The organism is Pseudomonas sp. GL-R-26, from assembly GCF_019947365.1.
Lineage (GTDB): Bacteria > Pseudomonadota > Gammaproteobacteria > Pseudomonadales > Pseudomonadaceae > Aquipseudomonas.
This window is the reverse complement of record NZ_JAGYGI010000013.1, coordinates 1-20,018: the sequence shown is the minus strand read 5'-3', so window position 1 is coordinate 20,018 and position 20,018 is coordinate 1. Positions and strand designations below refer to the sequence as shown.

Annotated in this window: 14 protein-coding genes and 1 pseudogene; 7 read left to right on the top strand and 8 right to left on the bottom strand. The window is 57.2% G+C overall.

The features are described 5' to 3' along the window. Positions 1 to 50: 50 nt before the first annotated feature. From KGA96_RS15095 to KGA96_RS15085, 3 genes are all read left to right on the top strand, one after another. Positions 51 to 515, top strand: coding sequence for a MarR family winged helix-turn-helix transcriptional regulator (locus tag KGA96_RS15095; RefSeq protein WP_046043576.1), 465 nt, complete (start codon positions 51 to 53; stop codon positions 513 to 515). 254 nt (positions 516 to 769) lie between these two features. Beyond that, complete coding sequence (locus KGA96_RS15090) at positions 770 to 1,258, top strand: (2Fe-2S)-binding protein (RefSeq protein WP_046043577.1); 489 nt, start codon at positions 770 to 772, stop codon at positions 1,256 to 1,258. Between the two features lie 14 nt (positions 1,259 to 1,272). Further along, positions 1,273 to 4,842: a molybdopterin cofactor-binding domain-containing protein gene (locus KGA96_RS15085; RefSeq protein WP_046043582.1), complete on the top strand. Its 3,570-nt coding sequence runs from the start codon at positions 1,273 to 1,275 to the stop codon at positions 4,840 to 4,842. 8 nt (positions 4,843 to 4,850) lie between these two features. On the opposite strand, the gene KGA96_RS15080 is transcribed toward KGA96_RS15085, so the two are convergent. Continuing rightward, positions 4,851 to 5,501, bottom strand: a complete 651-nt coding sequence (locus tag KGA96_RS15080; protein WP_223464786.1) for a TetR/AcrR family transcriptional regulator — start codon at positions 5,499 to 5,501, stop codon at positions 4,851 to 4,853. Positions 5,502 to 5,817: 316 nt separating this feature from the next. Between KGA96_RS15080 and KGA96_RS15075 the strand changes: the two genes are divergently transcribed. Further along, positions 5,818 to 7,011 carry an XdhC family protein gene (locus tag KGA96_RS15075; RefSeq protein WP_223513429.1) on the top strand — a complete coding sequence of 398 codons (1,194 nt, stop codon included), beginning with the start codon at positions 5,818 to 5,820 and terminating at the stop codon, positions 7,009 to 7,011. A 64-nt stretch (positions 7,012 to 7,075) separates the two neighbouring features. Here the strand turns inward: KGA96_RS15075 and KGA96_RS29905 are convergent, their stop codons facing one another. The 5 genes and pseudogenes from KGA96_RS29905 to KGA96_RS15055 form a co-directional block, all read right to left on the bottom strand. After that, complete coding sequence (locus KGA96_RS29905) at positions 7,076 to 7,840, bottom strand: methyl-accepting chemotaxis protein (RefSeq protein ID WP_411741589.1); 765 nt, start codon at positions 7,838 to 7,840, stop codon at positions 7,076 to 7,078. 93 nt (positions 7,841 to 7,933) lie between these two features. Then, positions 7,934 to 8,965: pseudogene (locus KGA96_RS29900) on the bottom strand (cache domain-containing protein); the annotation flags it as partial. Positions 8,966 to 9,078: 113 nt separating this feature from the next. After that, positions 9,079 to 10,344 carry an OprD family porin gene (locus KGA96_RS15065; RefSeq protein ID WP_223513427.1) on the bottom strand — a complete coding sequence of 422 codons (1,266 nt, stop codon included), beginning with the start codon at positions 10,342 to 10,344 and terminating at the stop codon, positions 9,079 to 9,081. A 349-nt stretch (positions 10,345 to 10,693) separates the two neighbouring features. Further along, on the bottom strand, positions 10,694 to 12,034 hold the full coding sequence (locus KGA96_RS15060) for an MFS transporter (protein WP_046042970.1): 1,341 nt from the start codon (positions 12,032 to 12,034) through the stop codon (positions 10,694 to 10,696). A gap of 466 nt (positions 12,035 to 12,500) precedes the next feature. Further along, positions 12,501 to 12,710 carry a hypothetical protein gene (locus tag KGA96_RS15055; protein ID WP_223464779.1) on the bottom strand — a complete coding sequence of 70 codons (210 nt, stop codon included), beginning with the start codon at positions 12,708 to 12,710 and terminating at the stop codon, positions 12,501 to 12,503. Between the two features lie 419 nt (positions 12,711 to 13,129). On the opposite strand from KGA96_RS15055, the gene KGA96_RS15050 reads away from it, so the two are divergent. After that, positions 13,130 to 13,297, top strand: coding sequence for a hypothetical protein (locus tag KGA96_RS15050; protein ID WP_185754845.1), 168 nt, complete (start codon positions 13,130 to 13,132; stop codon positions 13,295 to 13,297). Here the strand turns inward: KGA96_RS15050 and KGA96_RS15045 are convergent. Together KGA96_RS15045 and KGA96_RS15040 are read right to left on the bottom strand one after the other, a co-directional pair. Next, entirely contained in the window at positions 13,288 to 13,629 is a 342-nt protein-coding gene (locus KGA96_RS15045; RefSeq protein WP_046042973.1) for a hypothetical protein, read from the bottom strand. The two genes, KGA96_RS15050 and KGA96_RS15045, sit on opposite strands and share 10 nt — an antisense overlap. A 1,154-nt stretch (positions 13,630 to 14,783) precedes the next feature. Then, positions 14,784 to 16,175 (bottom strand): aldehyde dehydrogenase family protein, encoded by a 1,392-nt coding sequence (locus KGA96_RS15040; RefSeq protein WP_223513426.1) that lies wholly within the window; start codon positions 16,173 to 16,175, stop codon positions 14,784 to 14,786. Positions 16,176 to 16,275: 100 nt separating this feature from the next. Between KGA96_RS15040 and ptrR the strand changes: the two genes are divergently transcribed. Further along, entirely contained in the window at positions 16,276 to 17,154 is an 879-nt protein-coding gene (gene ptrR / locus KGA96_RS15035) for a putrescine utilization regulator PtrR (RefSeq protein WP_046042975.1), read from the top strand. A 77-nt stretch (positions 17,155 to 17,231) separates the two neighbouring features. Then, the gene (locus KGA96_RS15030; protein WP_223513425.1) at positions 17,232 to 19,436 is read left to right on the top strand and encodes an OsmC domain/YcaO domain-containing protein; all 2,205 of its coding nucleotides are present in this window, start codon (positions 17,232 to 17,234) and stop codon (positions 19,434 to 19,436) included. Positions 19,437 to 20,018: the final 582 nt, after the last annotated feature.

Here is a 20,018-nt window from a genome sequence, read left to right as displayed (position 1 = left end):
CCTCGCAGGTTAATGTAAACGCCACTTATTTTTTTTTGATAGAGCCCGCCGTGCCGGATACGACAGACAACACCCCACAGACAACCGCTCCCTATGCCTTTTCCGAGCAAGTCGGTCATTTGCTGCGGAAGGCTTACCAACGCAATATGGCGATCTTCCAGCAGAACGTCGACGATTCGCAGCTGACCGCCGTGCAATTCATCACGCTATGCGCCGTGCGTGATGGCGGGCCGAGCTCATTGACCGAGCTGGTCAAGGCCACTGCGGTGGATCAGGCAACCATTCGAGGCATCGTCGAGCGGCTCAAGGCGCGTGACCTGATCACCCTGGAGCCAGACCCTCAAGATCGGCGCAAAGTCATCGTTGGCCTGTCCGACAGTGGCCATCAATTAGTGCGTGATACCGTGCCTCATGCTGCCCGTGTCAGTGAACTGACCATGGGTAACCTCAACCCGGCCGAGCGTGTCGCGATGCTGTATCTGCTGCGCAAGATGATCGATGACGCCGACGATTGACGAGTAAGAAACCGCCCCTGGCATTCTTCTTGCGTCTGATTCATGAAGTGGATGCTTCATGAAAAAAATGTAGTCAGGGGTAACGTGAGGAGTCGGGTAGCCATCCCCCTCATCAAGCTCTAGAACCCGCATGGCACTGCGCAGGATCTGCGCAGCCTGCGCATGCGGTACCGGTCACGCCTTTTTCATGTAGTGATTACTTAATAAAAAGCCGCACCTCAAGAGAGCGAGCGGTAACACCTGGAGAGTGCGACATGAGTGAGCAAGCACTGGCGCCGGAAAAGACCGTGACGCTTCACGTCAATGGCCAGACCACTACGGTCTGTGCCATGGCCGACACGCCGCTGTTGCTGGTGCTGCGCAATGATTTACAGCTCAACGGCCCGAAATACGGTTGTGGCCTGGGCGAGTGCGGCGCCTGCACGGTGATCATCGATGGCGTTGCGGCGCGGGCTTGTGTGTTTCCGTTGTCCGGCGCCGAGGGCCGGGAAATCACCACCCTCGAAGGCATTGGCAGCCGAGAGCATCCGCACCCGGTGCAGCAGGCCTTTATAGATGAGCAGGCGGCGCAGTGTGGCTACTGCATGAACGGCATGATCATGACCGCCAAGGCCTTGCTCGATCGCAACCCGCACCCCAGCGAGGCACAGATTCGCAACGAACTGTCGGCCAATCTCTGCCGCTGCGGCACCCATATCGAAATTCTTCGTGCGGTACTGCGTGCCGCCCGTCAAAAGCCTTGAACGGATTGATGACCATGACCCATGCAACGCTCACCCGTGCTCAGCTGTTGACCAAGTCCGGCGTCTTGTTGATCGTCGATCAGATCCAGCCACCGTCCGGTCCTGTGGCCAAAGGTGGCGTACCCGTGATCAAACCCCAGGAGCTGGCGTTGTTCATTGCGGTCAACGACGACGGCAAGGTCTATGGGTTCAACGGCCACGTGGATCTGGGCACCGGGATCCGTACTTCGCTGGCACAAATCGTCGCCGAAGAACTGGACCTGGCGCTGGATCAAGTTTGTATGGTCCTTGGCGATACCGATAGCGCGCCGAACCAGGGCGCAACCATCGCCAGTGCGACAATTCAGATTTCGGCCATCCCCTTGCGTAACGCCGCGGCTGAAGCCCGGCGATTTTTGCTGGCTCGGGCGGCCCAGCGTTTTGCCGTTGCAGCTGACACCATACGGATAAACAGCGGGGTAGTTAGCAGCGAAGACGGTCGCCAGCTCACGTTTGCCGAACTGGTGGAGGGCGAGCGTGACCAGTTGACGATTTCCGGTGATGCGCCGCTCAAGCGTCTGGAAGATTATCGGCTGGTGGGCAAGGGCGCAGCGCGGGTGGACATTCCCGGTAAAGCCACCGGTGAGCTGACCTACGTGCATGACATGCGGCTGCCAGACATGCTGCATGGCCGGGTGATTCGCCCGCCTTATGCCGGGCTCGACAGCGGCGATTTTGTCGGCAACAGCCTGCTGGAGGTGGACGAGTCCTCCATCGCGCACATTCCCGGCATCGTCCGGGTGGTGGTGATTCGCGATTTTGTCGGCGTGGTAGCCATGCGTGAAGAGCAGGCCGCGAAGGCCGCCCAGGCACTGAAAGTCACCTGGAAAGCCTGGAACCACAAATTGCCGAACATGGATGACATCGCGCAGGCCATTCGCGACAACCCCCGGGTGCAGCGCGTCGTGCTGGACAAGGGCAATGTTGATCAAGCGCTGGAGCAGGCCAGCGAGCGCATGGCCCGCACCTACCTGTGGCCGTATCAACTTCACGCCTCCATCGGCCCTTCCTGCGGGCTGGCGGACTATCAAGAGGACGGCATTCGCGTTTGGTCCGGCACGCAAAACCCGCATTTACTGCGCGCTGACCTGGCATGGCTGCTGGAGTATCCGGAAGAGCGGATCGAGATCATCCGCATGGAAGCGGCAGGTTGTTACGGGCGTAATTGCGCCGACGACGTGTGCGCCGATGCGGTGTTACTGTCCCGGGCCGTCGGCCTGCCGGTTCGGGTGCAACTGACCCGCGAGCAGGAGCATGTCTGGGAGCCCAAAGGCACGGCGCAACTGATGGAAGTCGATGGAGGCATCAATGCCGATGGCGGTGTGGCCGGTTACGATTTCCAGACCAGCTACCCGTCCAACGGTGCGCCGACCCTGGCACTGCTGCTGACAGGGCGTGTCGAACCGGTAGCGGCGATGTTCGAAATGGGCGACCGCACTTCGATCCCTCCGTATGATTTTGAACACATGCGCGTGAGCGTAAATGATATGGCACCCATTGTCCGGGCTTCGTGGATGCGGGGCGTGTCGGCGCTGCCCAATACTTTCGCCCATGAGTCGTATATCGATGAATTGGCCTTTGCTGCGGGCGTCGACCCTGTCGAATACCGCTTGCGTTATCTGAATGATGAGCGCGCCTCGGATCTGGTCAAGGCCACGGCTGCCCGCGCCGAATGGACGCCGCGTACGCAGCCGATGCAAATCCCGGAACAAGACAACATCCTGCGCGGCCGTGGTTTTGCCTATGCCCGTTACATTCACAGCAAATTTCCAGGTTTTGGCGCTGCATGGGCTGCGTGGGTCGCGGACGTGGCGGTGGACAAGCGCAGCGGCGAAGTGTCAGTCACCCGGGTCGTGATCGGTCATGACGCCGGGATGATGATCAACCCGGACGGAGTGCAGCATCAGATTCACGGCAATGTGATTCAGTCCACCAGTCGCGTGCTCAAGGAGCGCGTGACCTTTGAAGAGTCCGCCGTTGCCAGCAAGGAATGGGGCGGTTACCCGATCCTGACATTCCCCCAGGTGCCGGAAATCGATGTGCTGATGATGCCGCGCCAGAACGAAGCACCCATGGGGGCGGGTGAGTCGGCGGCAGTGCCGAGCGCGGCAGCGATAGCCAATGCGATCTACGACGCCACCGGGATTCGCTTTCGTGAACTACCGATCACCGCTGAGCGTGTGCTGGCCGCGCTCAAAGGCTCGGCGGACGAAGCGAATGCCAATCCCCCTGATTCGCCAAAGGCCAAGCGCTCGAAATGGTTGTTTGGCTCATTGTTCGCAGCGTTCGGCGCGATACTTGGCGTTGCTGCCACGGCTTTGCCCTGGCGTGCGGAAATCGCACCGATCACGCCACCCAGCGCGGGCACCTGGTCTGCGGCGACGCTGGAGCGAGGGCGTTTGCTGGCGGCAGTCGGCGATTGCGCGGTGTGCCACACAGCGTCAGGCGGCGCGACCAATGCAGGCGGGTTGGCAATGCAGACGCCTTTCGGAACGCTGTACAGCAGCAACATCACACCTGACCCGAAAACCGGGATTGGCAGTTGGTCCTATCCCGCGTTCGAGCGGGCCATGCGCGATGGCATCAGTCGCGATGGCAAGAATCTGTATCCGGCATTTCCTTACACTGCCTTCCGAAATATCAACGACGCCGATATGCAGGCGCTGTACGCGTACCTGATGTCACAGGCCCCGGTGAGCCAGCCAGCCAAGGTCAACGACATGCAGTTCCCATTCAACATGCGGCCGCTGATGGCGGGTTGGAACGCGTTGTTCCTGCGCAAGGGTGAAATCCAGGTGCAGCCGCAACGCAGCGAGCAGTGGAATCGTGGCGCCTACCTGGTCAATGGGCTGGGTCACTGCGCGGCTTGTCATTCACCGCGCAACTTGATGGGCGCGGAGAAGGGCGGTAAAAATTTCCTGGCGGGCGGCATGGTCGATGGCTGGGAAGCACCTGCGCTCAATGGCTTATCCAAATCGCCTACGCCGTGGACTGAAGATCAATTGTTCACCTACCTGAGCAGTGGTTATTCCGATGCCCACGGTGTCGCGGCGGGCCCCATGGGGCCGGTGGTTAGCGAATTGGCGAAGCTGCCCAAAGCAGACATACGGGCGATGGCGGTTTACCTCGCGTCGCTCGATGGCACGGTGCAAGCACAGACCCGCTCAAGCTCGGAAACCGTAGCGCAACCCAGCGTCACAGAGGTGTCGTTGAACAATGGTCGGCGGGTGTTTGAAGGTTCCTGCCAAGGCTGTCACGCCGATGGTCTTGGGCCGAAACTGTTTGGTGTCAGTCCCTCGTTGGCGACTAATACCAACCTTCACAGTACGCTGCCAGACAACCTGCTGAAGGTCATTTTGCAAGGCATCTCCAACCCGGCGACGCCGGACCTTGGTTATATGCCAGGTTTCAAGGACAGCCTGTCCAACAGGCAGATCGCCGAACTGACGGCATACCTGCGCAATCGCTTCGCCTCAGCTGAACCTGCGTGGCAAGGGCTGGAGCAGAAGGTCGCGCACTTGCGGGCCAATCCCGGAACTCATTGATCAGAGAGTCACTGAGACGCAGGCAGTGTCAGCACACCGCGCACCACCAGATCGCTGATGAACGCCAGCCAGTCCTGCTGCTGGCCTTGATCCGCCAGGTCTTGACCAAGAAATGAGGTGAGGGTGTGCCGGTTGGAGTTATAGAAGTAGCAGAGCGAGGCGATCATCAGGTAAACGTGATTGATGTCGACGTCCTGGCGAAACACCCCCTGCCGCTGACCCGCTTCGATGAGCGGTGTGATCACGCCCAGCGTGGCACCGGACAAGCGACGAAGCTCACTGGACTGCCTGGCGTGCTTGCCCTCGTGCAGGTTTTCGATATTGAGGATAGCGACGAATTCCGGATGCTTTACGTAGTAATGCCAGACGAACGCCACTCGTTCACGCAGGGCCTGCACAGGGTTCGAAAGGTCCAGGCGCAGCATGCTTTCGGCATGGTTGAATGCTTCATAAGTGTGTTCAAGCACCCGTACAAAGAGGTTTTCCTTGCTGCCGAAATAGTAATAGATCATCCGGTCATTGGACTCGGCTTCACTGGAAATCTGTTCGATCCGCCCGCCCGCATAACCATCACGGGTGAAGACCTTGACCGCGGCCTTGAGAATACGAGCCTTGGTCTGGTCGGCCTGCTGGGCTCTGATACCTGTTTTTTTGTTCAAACTGTTGCCCTTGACGATTATGCGTAGCGATGTTTATGGCTAGGAAATGACATGACATTCCGTGGTAGTGCGCCACCGGTCTCTGAACTGGGCACTCCGGCCAAAGGGATTCTTTGGGCGCCCCGGGGTTTCTCGTTCACCGTATGCATTAGATCGATGTCGCATTGTTCTTCGACGAATGCAAGGGAATGAATAGTACTCCCGTTCAATGCGTTAGGCGGGTTGTTGGCAACGCTGTTTTTCCCTGCAAACGAGGGGCCGATCACTTGAAGACGATGGCGCAGCCATCCACTGAACATGACCTTGGAGAGTGGCAATGTCTGATTTGTACGCCTTGCTGGATGCAGTGGATCAAGCCAGCAGTGCAAAGATCGATGCTGTACTGGCCACGGTCGTCAAGGTCGAGGGCTCGGCCTATCGGCGTCCGGGTGCGAGGATGCTGATTCCACTGTTTGGCCAGACAGTCGGAACTATAAGCGGCGGTTGCCTGGAGCAGGAGTTGGCCAGGAAGGCCTGGTGGTTGACCGAGTCCGGCGGGGCAGTGGTTCGTCGTTACAGCACGGCAGCCCAGGAAGAGGAGGACGCCGATGATGAAGACGCGGCGCTGACGTTTGGCCTGGGCTGCAACGGTACCGTGCATGTACTCCTGGAACGGCATGATGCCGGCAAGCGGAGTCTGTTGCTCGATGTGCTGCAACGGGTGAAGGCCACCGGTCAACCGGCAGCACTGGCGACCGTCATAGCCGCGGGCCGAACAGCCCGTGTGCGAGTCGGTGCTCGAATGGGACTGAACGCCTTTATGAACGCGTGTGAGGGCATCCGCTGCCAAGCGCTTCAACACGCCCTGCAGGGTGATTTGCGCAGTACCCTTGCGCGCAGGAAGTCTCAGTTGATGATTTACGGAAGCGGTGCCGATGAAGTCGAGGTCTTTCTCGAATACATCGCGCCACAACGCCGACTGATGATCTTTGGCGCGGGTCATGACGCCCAGCCTTTGGTGCGGTTCGCCAGGGATTTGAACTGGCATGTAACGGTGGTGGACGGGCGTGCGCACTTTGCTCGCCCGGAACGGTTCCCTGGAGCAAGCCAGGTCATTGTTGCACCTATCCACGAGCCTTTTAACTTATCCAGCGCTGTCGACGGAGCCGCGGTGGTGGTCATGACCCATAGCTTCCGACAGGATCGGCATTGGCTGGAAAACGTTCTGCAATGTTCACCTGCCTATGTCGGGCAGTTGGGCCCTCGAGAGCGAACAGAACGACTGCTCGATGAGATGGGCGCTTTGGCCCGTTTGCCAGAAAGCCTGCCCAGGCTTCACTATCCGATCGGCCTGGATCTGGGGGGCGATACCCCGGCGAGCGTGGCCTTGGCCATAGTTGGCGAGATCACGGCCTACCTCAATGAACGCAGTGGCGGGATGCTGAAATACCGCAAGACCACCATTCACCAAGCTTGTGAGCCAGCCCACTCTCCAGCGGTGGGCGGCCTGCAGGCGAAAATGGAAGCGTAGCGGCTACAGGGACTTGTTTGCGCCGCAGCGGTTGTTGCGCGCCGGTTCTTCCGGCACATGCGGCTTAGATCCGGAAACTGCCAACCAATTGCTTCAGACGCGCGGCCTGCTGCTCAAGGTCTGAGCAGGCCAGTAAGGTCGATTGAAGGTTTTCCACGCCTTCGCGATTCAGTGTGTTGATCTCGGTGATGTCCATGTTGATCGAACCAACCACGGCGGTTTGCTCCTCGGTGGCGGTGGCCACCGACTGGTTCATGCCGTCGATTTCGCCGATGCGTAGGGTCATGCTGCTCAGGCGCTTGCCGGCAAGGTTGGCAATCTCTACGCTGTCCTGGCTGTGACGCTGGCTTTCATCCATGGTGCTGACTGATTCGCGGGCGCCCACTTGCAGCTCTTCTATCATGACCTGCACTTGTTGCGCCGACTCCTGGGTCCGGTGTGCCAGGTTGCGCACTTCATCGGCAACCACCGCGAAACCTCTGCCGGCCTCACCAGCGCGGGCCGCTTCGATGGCCGCGTTCAGGGCCAGCAGGTTGGTCTGCTGGGAGATGCTGGTGATCACTTCGAGAATCTGCCCGATGTTCACGGTCTTGCTGTTGAGCGATTCGATGTGGGTACTGGAGGCGCTGAGCAGACTCGAGAGTTGGTTCATCGACGCGATACTGCGATCCACCACTTGCTGACCGTCCTCGGCAAGATGGCGGGCAGCGCTGGCCTGGTGCGAGGCGTGCGCTGCGTTGCGGGCAATTTCCTGGGTGGCCGCGCCCAGCTGATTGATCGCGGCCGCAACGCTGCTGGTCCGGCTAGACTGCTCGTCGCTGTTGAACATCGACGCGTTCGATGCACTGACAACGCGTTGTGCGACTTCATTGACATGCTCGGTGGCCGATGACCCTTCGCGGATCGAGCGGTGAATGCGCTCCACGAAACGGTTGAAGGCATTGCCGAGAATGCCGAACTCGTCCTGGCTCTGGATGTTCAGGCGACGGGTCAGGTCACCGTCGCCATCGGCGATGTCCTGCATCGCGTGAGTCATCGCGTGCAATGGCTGGATCAGCAAGCGGATCAACATGCCGAGCAAGGCGATGATGATCACTACCGCAATGGTGGTGGCAATGATCGCCGAGGCGCGGAAGTCGTTGAGCATCGAGAACGCCTGGTCCTTGTCCACGGACAGTCCGATGTACCAGTTGACCGATGGCAGCCCTTGGATGTGGGCGAAGGTCATGATGCGCGTCTTGCCGTCGACTTCGACTTCACTGAAGTCGCCGCTGATCCGCGGGGTGTTTTGCGGATACGCCTCGCCCAGGGACTTCATCACCAACGATTTGTCCGGGTGCACCAGGATCTTGCCGTCGGCGCTGACCAGGAAGGCATAGCCCATGCCGCCGAAGTTCAGCGCTTTGAGGTTGTCGATCAGGGTTTGCAGGCTCAGGGCACCGCCGACCACGCCAACGCTTTGCCCGGCTTTTTTCGACGCGCTGGCAATAGTGATAACCGTCTGGTGTGTCGCTGCTTCGACATAAGGTTCAGTCAGGATGCTACTGGCGTTGTTTTCAGCGCTCTTGTACCAGGGGCGAGCGCGCGGGTCGAAGTCCTCAGGCATTTTCGCGTCAGGGCGGATAATGAAACTGCCGCGGGCATCGCCCACGAAAGCAGACAAGAAGGTTGAACTCATGGCCTTTTGTTCAAGTAATTTGGCAATTTCAGACTGTTCGGGGTTGAGGGCGATGTTCTGCGCGAGGTTTTCGATCAGCAGAATGCGTCCGCTCAACCAGATCTGAATGTTGTTGGCGGCAATGTTGCCCGTCTCATGCAGGTAATTGTCCAGGTCCCGGCGAATCGCATTGCGCTGAAAGTAGTCGTTATACAGCGTGAACGAGGCAAGGGCGGTAATGACGATGAGGGCGGCGGCCAGCAGGATTTTATGGCTGAAGCTCAGATTTTTGTTCATGGCTGTGGGGTCCGCTAAGGTCTTGTTGCCCCGGGCGCTTTTGGACTCTGCGAAAAACACGGGGGCAGCTGTCAGCAACGCGCCTCATCTGTGACGAGGCGCGTCAGCGTTTCTTAGAACAGGCTCAGGGTGTAATTGAGGATCAGGCGATTCTCGTTGACATCGGAGCGGTAGTTGGAGCGCGCGGTGGCATTGCGAGCCAGGATGCCGACGTTTTTCAGCGGGCCACTCTGGATGACATAGCCAATGTCCAGATCGCGCTCCCACTCCTGGCCTTCAAAGTCGCCAACAGTCTTTACGTTGTCACCTTTGACGTAACGCACCATGGTGGTCAGGCCCGGAATGCCCAGCGCGGCGAAGTTGTAATCGTAGCGCGCCTGCATGGAGCGCTCGTCGGCGGAGTCGAACGCGTAGGTCATCACCTCGTTGCTCAGAGGGCTGACGTTGGCGAATACCCGGGCGAAGCCTTGATCACCGAACATTGCCTGATAACCCAGCGAGATTGTGTGCCCACCGTACTTGGCCGATAGAAGAGAGTGGAGTGCCTGGTTGTCCACTTCGCCTATCAGTTTCTTGCCATCAGCGCTGGAGTCGTAGTAACCGACGGTGGCGCCCAGCGTCCAGTCACCCAAAGGCTGGCTGTGCTTGAGGCTAAAGAAACGCTGGTTGTAGAGGTCTTCCAATTGGGCGTACCAGGCGCCAACACTGCTGCGCTTATCATTGAATGCATAATCGACACCTGCGTAGTTGAAGTGGTCAGCGCTGGCTTGGCGTTTCACTACGGAACCGACCATGGCCTGCATTTTTTCGTCGCCTGCCTCGTCGCGCAAACTGGTGGAATGCAGTTGACCGGCCTGCAGCGTCAGTCCGTTGATCTCATTGGAGACCAGGCTGGCACCTTGATAGGAGGGCGGGAGCAGGCGGGTATCGCTGAAGGTAAGCACGGGAAGGTTGGGTTGCAGTTCACCGATCTTCAATTCGCTGTTCGACAACCTGGCCTTCAATGCCAGGCCCAGACGGCTGTATTCGTCGGCGGCCTTGCCGTCACCATGCACTGGCAGTAATCCGCTCTTGACGCGATCCGGGCTACTGTCCAGCTTGAGGCCCAGCAGGCCAATGGCGTCCACGCCGAAACCCACGACACCCGGGGTATAACCGGATTTGACGTTGAGGATAAAGCCTTGACCCCACTCCTGGGCTTTGGACTGTTTGTTGGGGCCAACGATGTCGGAGAAATCTCGGCTGAAGTAATAGTTACGGGCCTGCAGGGTCGCGCTGGAGCCCTCGATGAAACCCCCGGCAGCCAGGGCCGAGAGTGGCGTCTGGAGAATGGCGATGCTCAGGAGCAGAGGGGATGTTTTTTGGACACGTTTTTTCATGGGGGTTTCTTCTTATTAGATGTTTTTTAGCGTTCAGGTGTTTTTCGGGTAGCGCCCAAGTCCGCTTCAACACGCCCGCTGTCTATGGAAATCATGCAAAGTCTGCAGGCACACGCCATGCAGTAGACCGCCGACCGTTGTCGGCAGAGAGTAATCAGCAAGGGTTTTTACGTAGTGACGACTGGGGTGATGAAGCCGACTGCCGGGGCTTTTAGCGAGGCGTTCTTGTGCAAGCTTTTACAAGAACAGTCCTCTCCACTGACTGCCGTCAGACGGCTGTGATCGATCCGCAAACGTGGTCGAGCACAGCCACCTGGCGGCAGTTTCTACAGGGCATCCAGGTCGCGGTTCAGTCCTGCAGCGCAGTACGGGCTGACGCCTGCGGTTGAACTTTGGACTTGCGCTGGTAAACGAAGCACATCGCTAATGCAGCAACGGCTCCCGGGATGGCGAAGACAATGAAGTTAAACTGCAGTGGCAGTTGAATACCAACCAGCACGCCTCCCAAAATCGGTCCCACTATCGCTCCGGTGCGTCCGATGCCCGACGCCCAGCCGAGGCCGGTCGAACGGATGCCCATCGGGTAGAACTGGGCAACCAAGGCCCACGCCAGAATCTGCGTCCCAATGGTGCTTGCACCTGCTATCGCGACCAGCGCGTAGAGGACGGCCGTAGGCGGGTGGAGGCCGAGTGAACTGATAGATAGCGCTGCAATGATGAAGAACACCACCACCACATTTCGCAAGTTGAAACGGTCTCCAAGCCAACCGCCACTGATTGCGCCAACGATCGCGCCGAGATTGAGCACCAACAGAAACATGATGCTTGATCCCAGTCCATAACCGGCATTAATCATCAGTTTCGGCAGCCAGGAGCCCAGAGCGTAAATCATCAACAAACAGCAGAAACACGAGGTCCAGAGCAGCAGAGTGCTAATCGCGCGGCCCTCGCGAAACAGTTGGACCATTGGCGCTCCAGCAGTTTTTGGCGTTGCTGTGCTGAAGTCGTCATTTGCCTGTGGGACAAAGCTTGGCTCAATCCGTTGTATGACACGGCTCGCCTCGGTCGTGCGACCTTGACGCACCATGAATCCCACGGATTCGGACAATGATCGATAAATCATCGGTAGCAACAGCAATGGAATGGCAGCGACGTAGAACAGTGATTGCCAACCGAAGTTTGGCAAGAGCACAACGCCCAGTCCGGCAGAGATCATCCCGCCCACCGAGTAGCCGCTGAACATGATTGCCACGAGAGTGCTGCGAAGTTTCTTCGGCGCGTACTCGCTCATTAGCGCTACCGCATTGGGCATGACGCCGCCGATGGCGAATCCTGCGATAAAACGACAGATACCGAACTGGGTAGGGTCCGTGCAAAAACCGGTCAGCGCGGTGAATGTGCTGAATAGCGCGATTCCGCCTACGATAATTGGTTTACGACCGATCTTGTCCGCAAGTGGGCCCAAGATCAGCGCACCAAACATCATACCGAACAGCGCAAAACTACCTAGCGTGCCAGCTTGTACGGGTGTCAAACCCCAGTCTTGCATCAGCGATGGCAGTACAACGCCGTAGATCACCAAATCGTAGCCGTCAAATATAAGGATCAGCGTGCACCAGAACAGCACACGCCAGTGGAAGGGATTGAAACGTGCCCCGTCTATCAATTGATTGATATCGATCTTTCGCATGGCATCTGACTCTTGTTGTTGTTTTTAGAAACCTGATCCTTGTGGCGTGGAGCAACTGGCCGGGTCTCAACCAGGAACACCTCCACTGGCCGGGAGGTTCATGCCGGTAAGGCAAACATCGGGTTCGTAGTGAGCAAGAGCAGGGCGCCTGCTTGCTCTGCGACGGTTATTTTTCGGTTTTGTGTCGTTTCCATCGTAAGGCCCTCTGGGAAGGTTCAGAACTCACGGCTTTGTCGTCCCATGCTCGATGATCAATGATATTAGTCAGTATACTGATTATGTGCATTGACCAAACTGATCCTTCAATCGACCCTGGAGACGAAGCGTGTCGCACATGCAGCCTGTGCCATCAATCATGTGCCAATGCGCCAAATTAGATCAGTACACTGACGAAATTATCGTTGCAGATGCCGTGTGGATTGTCAAAGTATTTGCTAGGGGGAGGGCTCTGAAAGCTAACCGCAGGTCAGTCCGGATCTAAGCATTTGAGCCAGCTCAATACTTTTGGATAGGCGTTTGGCAATAGTCTTGCCAACCAGAACGTAGTGGTTGATTTGTTGCCTGTGAGAATGCGGCGGTCGCCGAGTCGAACACCTTTTAGAATGTCGGCAGCACAATGTTCCGGCGAGGTGAGTAGCATCTTTTCCGCGCTGGCCGACACCTGTTCTTCCTCCAATCCCGCCTGCTTGACCCGCCGTCCGGCCTACTCAATATTGGAACTGATCCCGCCGGGGTGCACACAGACGGCATTCACTCTGCTGCCTGTTGCTGCTGATGCGAAATTGACCTGGTTGCCGAAATTTCACTGACCTAGGCTGATGCTTCGTGAACTGTTACCAGTGCTGGATTTTTGTCATTGGTATTGAGTCAGCGTTGCGTCGGCAACTGGGTCAATTTCGCATCAGTAGCAACAGGTGGTAGGGACGCTTTGAAGGTGAGCTATGATTTAGCGGTTCGCCTCGCCAGTTGCGTTACACACTCTCTCTCCCCAGAGGTGACTGATGGCGTGAAGAGGTTCGGGGGGAATGCAGTCGCCTGCGGACTGAACGGTTTGTGGGCGAACTGGCGCGTGCTGTGCGCAAAGGTCCACGATGGGTGGGCAAGATCATCCATGCCTCAATCGCGATCGGCGGTAACGCGATGCTCGCGGGCAATGTTCACTTCATCCGGCCACCTACTGCCACCAGCGAGACGCTGCATGTGTCCCTGGCACAGGTCGGCATCCACTACATTTTGGCAACAGTTGCGATGATCTATGCCTGAATTCCTATGTCACCCTGTGCAGCCTGTAACGCTCGCTCTTCGGTCAGCGGCATGAAAACTGGCTGCCTATTGCTGGCATGCTGGTAAAGAAAGTAGTGCCCGGAATCGTCCAACAATACTCGGTACAGTTCTGATGGCCGAAAGTTGTTACCGATATAAATACTTTCCTTGAGTATCTCGAACGACTTGATCCCATGCTGTCGCATTGTAGTTTCAAAGGCTTCGTAAAGACCTTCTCTGCGGCGCCGATTGTTTCGAGCATTTAGCTTGAAAAAAACCACCATCAGCACGGCATAGCTGATAAGGAGTATCACAAGGGCGCTAGTCCGCATGCGTGGAGCTCCATGTCCTCTCAAACGTTGTGCATCTCAGTGTAGGCGCGTTTCTGGTGGAATCTTCAGCTCATCCCAAGGTCACGGCGCAAGAAGACTGCCTCGCTGTGTCTTGGCCGCTTGAGTAGCAGGGGACGACCGTTGAAGAGCCTTTTCCGGTGCCGTTGACTATTCGCAGTTCGCCGGCAGGCCATATGGTTTAATGAGAGGAACTATTAATGGAGTGGTTGCTATGGAAAAGGCGTTTCGAAATCCGTTGTTTTTAACCGGACTGCCGCTAGTTGTCTGCGGTCTGGCGATCACCGCGCCCGGCCTTTGGATTCCTGGGTTGGTCCTGATGGTCGCTGGCTGGGCAAAGGGGAAGAAGCGAGTCTGATGTCATCGCCGCGACCCCTTGTAGATGAGCCAAGCCATGTAGAGGGGCATTACGATGGCGATAATCATGGCTTCACCGTAACCGGATGAGACAGAGGAGTGGGTGATTTTTTCGGGTTGGTCTAAGCTTTTGACTACGTTTCAATGCCGTTTTCGGCGAACCATTTGGCTCAGGCCACCGCTCGAAAGGACTCATATGAAATTCAATATCGTTGCCTTGGGCTTGCTCGCGGTTTTGGCAGGCTGCACAACTGCGGGCCCATATGTCACCAACATCTCAAGCGATGGACGTAACGGCTTGAATATCGAGAAGTGCTCCGTGAAGATGAATGCTTTCATGGGTACTGTTAGCACCACCGAATGTACATCCCAGAACGTTCAACTCAGCCGCAGTAACTGACTTCAGGTTTCAGTTGGGTTCCTTTAAAGCAAAGCGCTTATGAAAGCTGGTCAACCAGCGAGAAAAGCGTCGGGCTTTTTTCCCAGAAAACAGGGATTGCTCAACATGCAGGAGCTGCGAGCTGACCTTCCCATTCAAGAATGAAAACAGAACCCGGTCACCGTTCCGGGTTCTTAATTGAGATCGACACGATTTGTTGATCCGCAAAACGTGTCGCGACACTTGAGCTGATTATCGAGTGTTCCGCCGATATCCATCAATTACCGAAATGGATCGCATTGCTGAGGCGAGCGGTCGGTGCACTCTAGGCAATGATCAGCCAGGCTGAACTCCAGAGAAACGGTCGGCAAGTTGAACAAGTTCGGAACACTACGCCCTCTTAGCGCCGATCCAGCCAAACCGTTTGGGCATTACAGAATTCGCGCACTCCGAAGTGCGAGAGCTCCCGGCCAAAGCCGCTCTTCTTCACGCCACCAAAACTGACGCGCGGATCGCTGGCGCTATAGCCGTTGATGAACACGCCGCCGGTTTCAAGTTCGTTGGTCATCTGCCGGGCAAGTTCGGCATTGCGCGTGTAGAGGGTGGCGGTGAGGCCGAACTCGCTGTCATTGGCCAACTCCAGCGCATGGGCGGCGTCTCGGGCCGTGATGATTGAGGCCACAGGACCAAACAATTCCTGTTTGAATGATGTCATCTGATCGGTCACGTCGCCGAGTACGGTGGGCTCATAGTAGTTGCCAGGGCCTTGCGTCTTCTTTCCACCCATCAGCAGCGTCGCACCTTCTTCCAGTGTGTCGCGCACCTGTTGGTCCAGTTCGTCACGCAGATCGAAGCGAGCCATCGGGCCGATATAGGTGGTGGTGGCCAGTGGAACACCGACAACCAATTGTTGGGTGGCTTCGACGAACTTGCGCGTAAATTCCTCGACAACGCCCTGCTCGACAATCAGGCGTTTGGCGGCGGCGCAGACTTGTCCGGTGTTTTGATAACGCCCGATCACGGCGGCTTTCACCGCCTCATCGAGGTCGGCGTCGTCGAGCACGATAAATGGGTCGGAGCCACCCAGTTCCAATACGCATTTCTTCAGTGCGGCTCCGGCTTGAGCACCGATGGCCATGCCCGCACGTACGCTACCGGTGAGAGTGACGGCCGCGATGCGTGGATCGGCAATAGCTTTGGATACACCTTCCGGAGTGACGTTGATGACCTCGAAAACACCTTCGGGGAAGTCCGCTTGCTTGAAGGTCTCCAGCAGCAGGTAGGCGCTGCCCATGACGTTGGGCGCGTGCTTGAGCACATAGGTATTACCGGCGAGCAGGGTGGGGACCGCGCCGCGCAGGACTTGCCAGATGGGGAAGTTCCACGGCATCACGGCGAGAATCGGGCCCAGGGGGCGATATTCGATGCGCGCCTTGCCGCCGTCCACCGAGGTAGGCTCCGGGCTCAGCATGGCGGGGCCGTGTTCGGCGTACCACTCGCAGAGCTGTGCACATTTTTCAATTTCGCCGCGGGCCTGAGCAATCGGCTTGCCCATTTCCTGGGTGATCATGTTCGCCATGGCCTCGGCATTGTTGCGCAAGGCTTGGCCGAGGTTGATCAACAGCTGCGCGCGCTGTTCAACCGGTTTGCCGCGCCAGGCGCGAAATCCGGTAGCGGCCCGCGTCAGTGCGGCCTGCAGTGCCGAATCGGATTCGAAAGGGTAATGGCCGATTTGCTCGCCCGTGGTCGGGTTGATCGAAATGGCATGGGTAAGGCTGGATACTTTGGTCATGGCACCGTCCTGCGAGGTAGGAATGTGCTCAGGTTATGGGGCTATATGTTTTCTGGAAACTGAATAATACTGAGCATAACGTTCACGTTTGGAGAATGACTTGGATCTGGTTCAGCTCGAAATCTTCAAGGCTGTCGCCGAGCACGGCAGCATCAGTGTGGCTGCCCAACATATCCACCGGGTGCCATCGAATCTCACGACCCGAATCAAGCAGCTTGAACTGGATCTGGGTGTGGATCTGTTTATCCGCGAGAAGAGTCGTCTGCGCCTGTCGCCGGCCGGCTGGAGCTTTCTGGATTACGCTCGGCGTATTCTCGACCTGGTTCAGGAGGCGCGCGCGACAGTGGCGGGTGAAGAACCCCAGGGAGCCTTCGCCCTGGGCTCGCTGGAAAGTACTGCAGCGGTACGTATTCCAGAGCTATTGGCCGCCTATAACCAGAAGCACGCCAAAGTTGAACTGGACCTGTCCACCGGGCCCTCCGGGACCATGATCGATGGGGTGCTGTCGGGGCGGCTGGCCGCTGCATTCGTCGATGGTCCGGTACTGCATCCGGCACTGGAGGGCGTGCCTGCTTTCGAAGAGGAAATGGTCCTGATCGCACCGCTCAACCATGAGCCGATTCATCGGGCAAAGGATGTGAATGGCGAAAACATCTATGCCTTCCGCTCCAACTGCTCCTATCGCCATCATTTCGAAAGCTGGTTTGCCAATGGAGCGGCGGTGCCCGGCAAGATTTTCGAAATGGAGTCCTATCACGGCATGCTGGCCTGCGTCAGCGCCGGTGCCGGCCTGGCGCTGATGCCCCGCAGCATGCTCGAAAGCATGCCTGGATGCACGACGGTCAGCGTCTGGCCTTTGTCGGAGTCGTTCCGCTATCTGCGCACCTGGCTGGTGTGGCGCAGGGGGACGGTGTCGCGGAGCCTGACGATGTTTGTGCGTTTGCTTGAGGAGCGCGGTGTGGCGTTGATCGATAAATAGTGGAAAGTTAACGGTCAGTGCCGAAAAACCGGATAATGGCGGCCAAATCGTTTAGCTCGTTATTCTGGTAATCGCACATGGAAATCAAGGTCAACTTTCTCGACAACCTTCGACTTGAAGCCAAGTTCGACGACTTCACGGTGATCGCCGATCAACCCATTCGCTACAAGGGTGATGGCTCGGCACCGGGTCCGTTCGATTACTTCCTGGCTTCGTCGGCGTTGTGTGCGGCGTACTTCGTGAAGTTGTATTGCGAGACTCGCAATATCCCCACCGAAAATATCCGCCTGTCGCAGAACAACATTGTTGATCCGGAAAACCGCTACAACCAGATTTTCAAGATTCAGGTCGAATTGCCGGCGGACATCTCCGCCAAGGACCGCCAGGGGATCTTGCGCTCCATCGACCGTTGTACGGTAAAGAAGGTGGTGCAAACCGGGCCTGAGTTTGTGATTGAGGAGGTCGAAAACCTCGACGCCGATGCCCAGGCGTTGCTGATGCCGCACTCGACTGGCGAAGCGGGTACCTACATCGTGGGCAAGGACCTGCCGCTGGAGCAAACCATCGCCAATATGTCGTGCATCCTGGCCGACCTGGGCATGAAGATTGAAATCGCTTCGTGGCGCAATATCGTTCCCAATGTGTGGTCGCTGCACATCCGCGATGCGCACTCGCCAATGTGTTTTACCAACGGCAAGGGCGCGACCAAGGAAGGTGCGCTGGCATCGGCATTGGGCGAGTTTATCGAGCGACTCAACTGCAACTTCTTCTACAACGATCAGTTCTGGGGCGAGGACATCGCCAACGCGGCGTTTGTGCATTACCCGGACGAGCGCTGGTTCAAGCCTGGCCCGAAGGACGAACTGCCGACTGAGATCCTCGACGAGTACTGCCTGAAGGTTTACGACCGGGACGGCGAGTTGCGTGGCTCACATCTGTACGACACCAATTCCGGCAATACCCAGCGTGGCATTTGTTCACTGCCGTTCGTGCGCCAGTCAGACAATGAGGTGGTGTATTTCCCCTCCAACCTGATCGAAAACCTGTTCCTGAGTAATGGCATGAGCGCCGGCAACACGCTGGCCGAAGCCCAGGTGCAGTGCCTGTCGGAGATCTTCGAGCGCGCGGTCAAGCGCGAAATCCTCGAAGGTGAAATGGCTCTGCCGGATGTGCCGCAGGAAGTGCTGGCGAAATACCCGGGCATCCTGGCCGGTATCCAGGCCCTGGAAGAGCAGGGCTTCCCGGTGCTGGTCAAGGATGCATCGCTGGGCGGGGAGTTCCCTGTGATGTGCGTTACCTTGATGAACCCGCGTACCGGTGGCGTGTTTGCCTCGTTCGGCGCACATCCAAGCCTGGAAGTGGCACTGGAGCGCAGCCTGACGGAATTGCTGCAAGGCCGCAGTTTCGAAGGTCTGAACGATCTGCCTCAGCCTACCTTCGAAGGTCAGGCGGTGACTGAGCCGAACAACTTCGTCGAGCACTTTATCGATTCCAGCGGTGTGGTCTCGTGGCGCTTCTTCAGTGCCAAGCCTGATTTCGAATTCGTTGAGTGGGATTTCTCCGGTCAAGGTGAAAACTCCAATGCCGAAGAGGCCGCGACCTTGTTCGGCATTCTCGAAGACATGGGCAAAGAAGTGTATATGGCGGTCTATGAGCACATTGGTGCCAAGGCCTGCCGCATTCTGGTGCCGGATTACTCGGAAATTTATCCGGTAGAAGATTTGATCTGGGATAACACCAACAAAGCGCTGCAGTTCCGCGCTGACATCCTGAACCTGCACAGCCTGAGCAAAGTCGGCCTGAGAACGCTGGCCAAGGGGCTGGAAAACAGCGAGCTGGATGATTACACCGACATCACCACCTTGATCGGCATCGAGTTCGACGACAACACGCCGTGGGGCAAGTTGACGATCCTGGAGCTGAGGCTGCTGATTTATCTCGCCTTGCAGAAGTTTGACCAGGCCAAGGATCTGGTGGAAGCCTTCTTGCAATACAACGACAACACCGTCGAGCGTGGCTTGTTTTATCAGGCCGTGAACGTCGTGCTGGAAATGCAGCTCGACGATGATCTGGAACTGAGCGACTACGAGGTCAACTTCCGCCGGATGTTCGGCAACGAGCGGATGGACGCGGCGATAGGGTCCGTGGATGGCAGTGTACGTTTCTATGGTCTGACGCCGACGAGCATGAAACTGGAAGGGCTCGACAGACACCTTCGCCTGATCGACAGCTATAAAAAGCTGCACACGGCGCGGGCGAGGGTGGCGGCCTTGTCCAGCTGATAGCGATAACAAAAAAGCACCTTGGGTGCTTTTTTGTTTTTGGCTATGACATGGGGTGTGGCTGCCTATGAGGAGGTTCTTCTATATAGAGGGGGCGTTCTGGTTCTTCTATGTAGGCGTCCTTTGGGGCGATTTTCAGGTTATTGATAGAAAACCTGAATCAGTGCTTGACGGCAGATTATAGATGTCTATAATTCGCCCCTCTTCCGGCGCAGTCGAAACGGAAAACTCCTTGGTAAACAAAGAGTTACGCAGTTTTCGACAGCAAGCTGCTTCAGTTCATCGAAGCCGAAAGGGAGTTGAAAAAGAGGTGTTGACAGCAGCGTGTAACGCTGTAGAATTCGCCTCCCGCTGATGAGAGATCTGAAGCGCAAGTGGTTGAAGTTGAAAAGGAAACTTGGAAAACTTCTGAAAATAATCACTTGACAGCAAATGAGGCTGCTGTAGAATGCGCGCCTCGGTTGAGACGAAAGATCTTAACCAACCGCTCTTTAACAACTGAATCAAGCAATTCGTGTGGGTGCTTGTGGAGTCAGACTGCTAGTCAACAGATTATCAGCATCACAAGTTACTCCGCGAGAA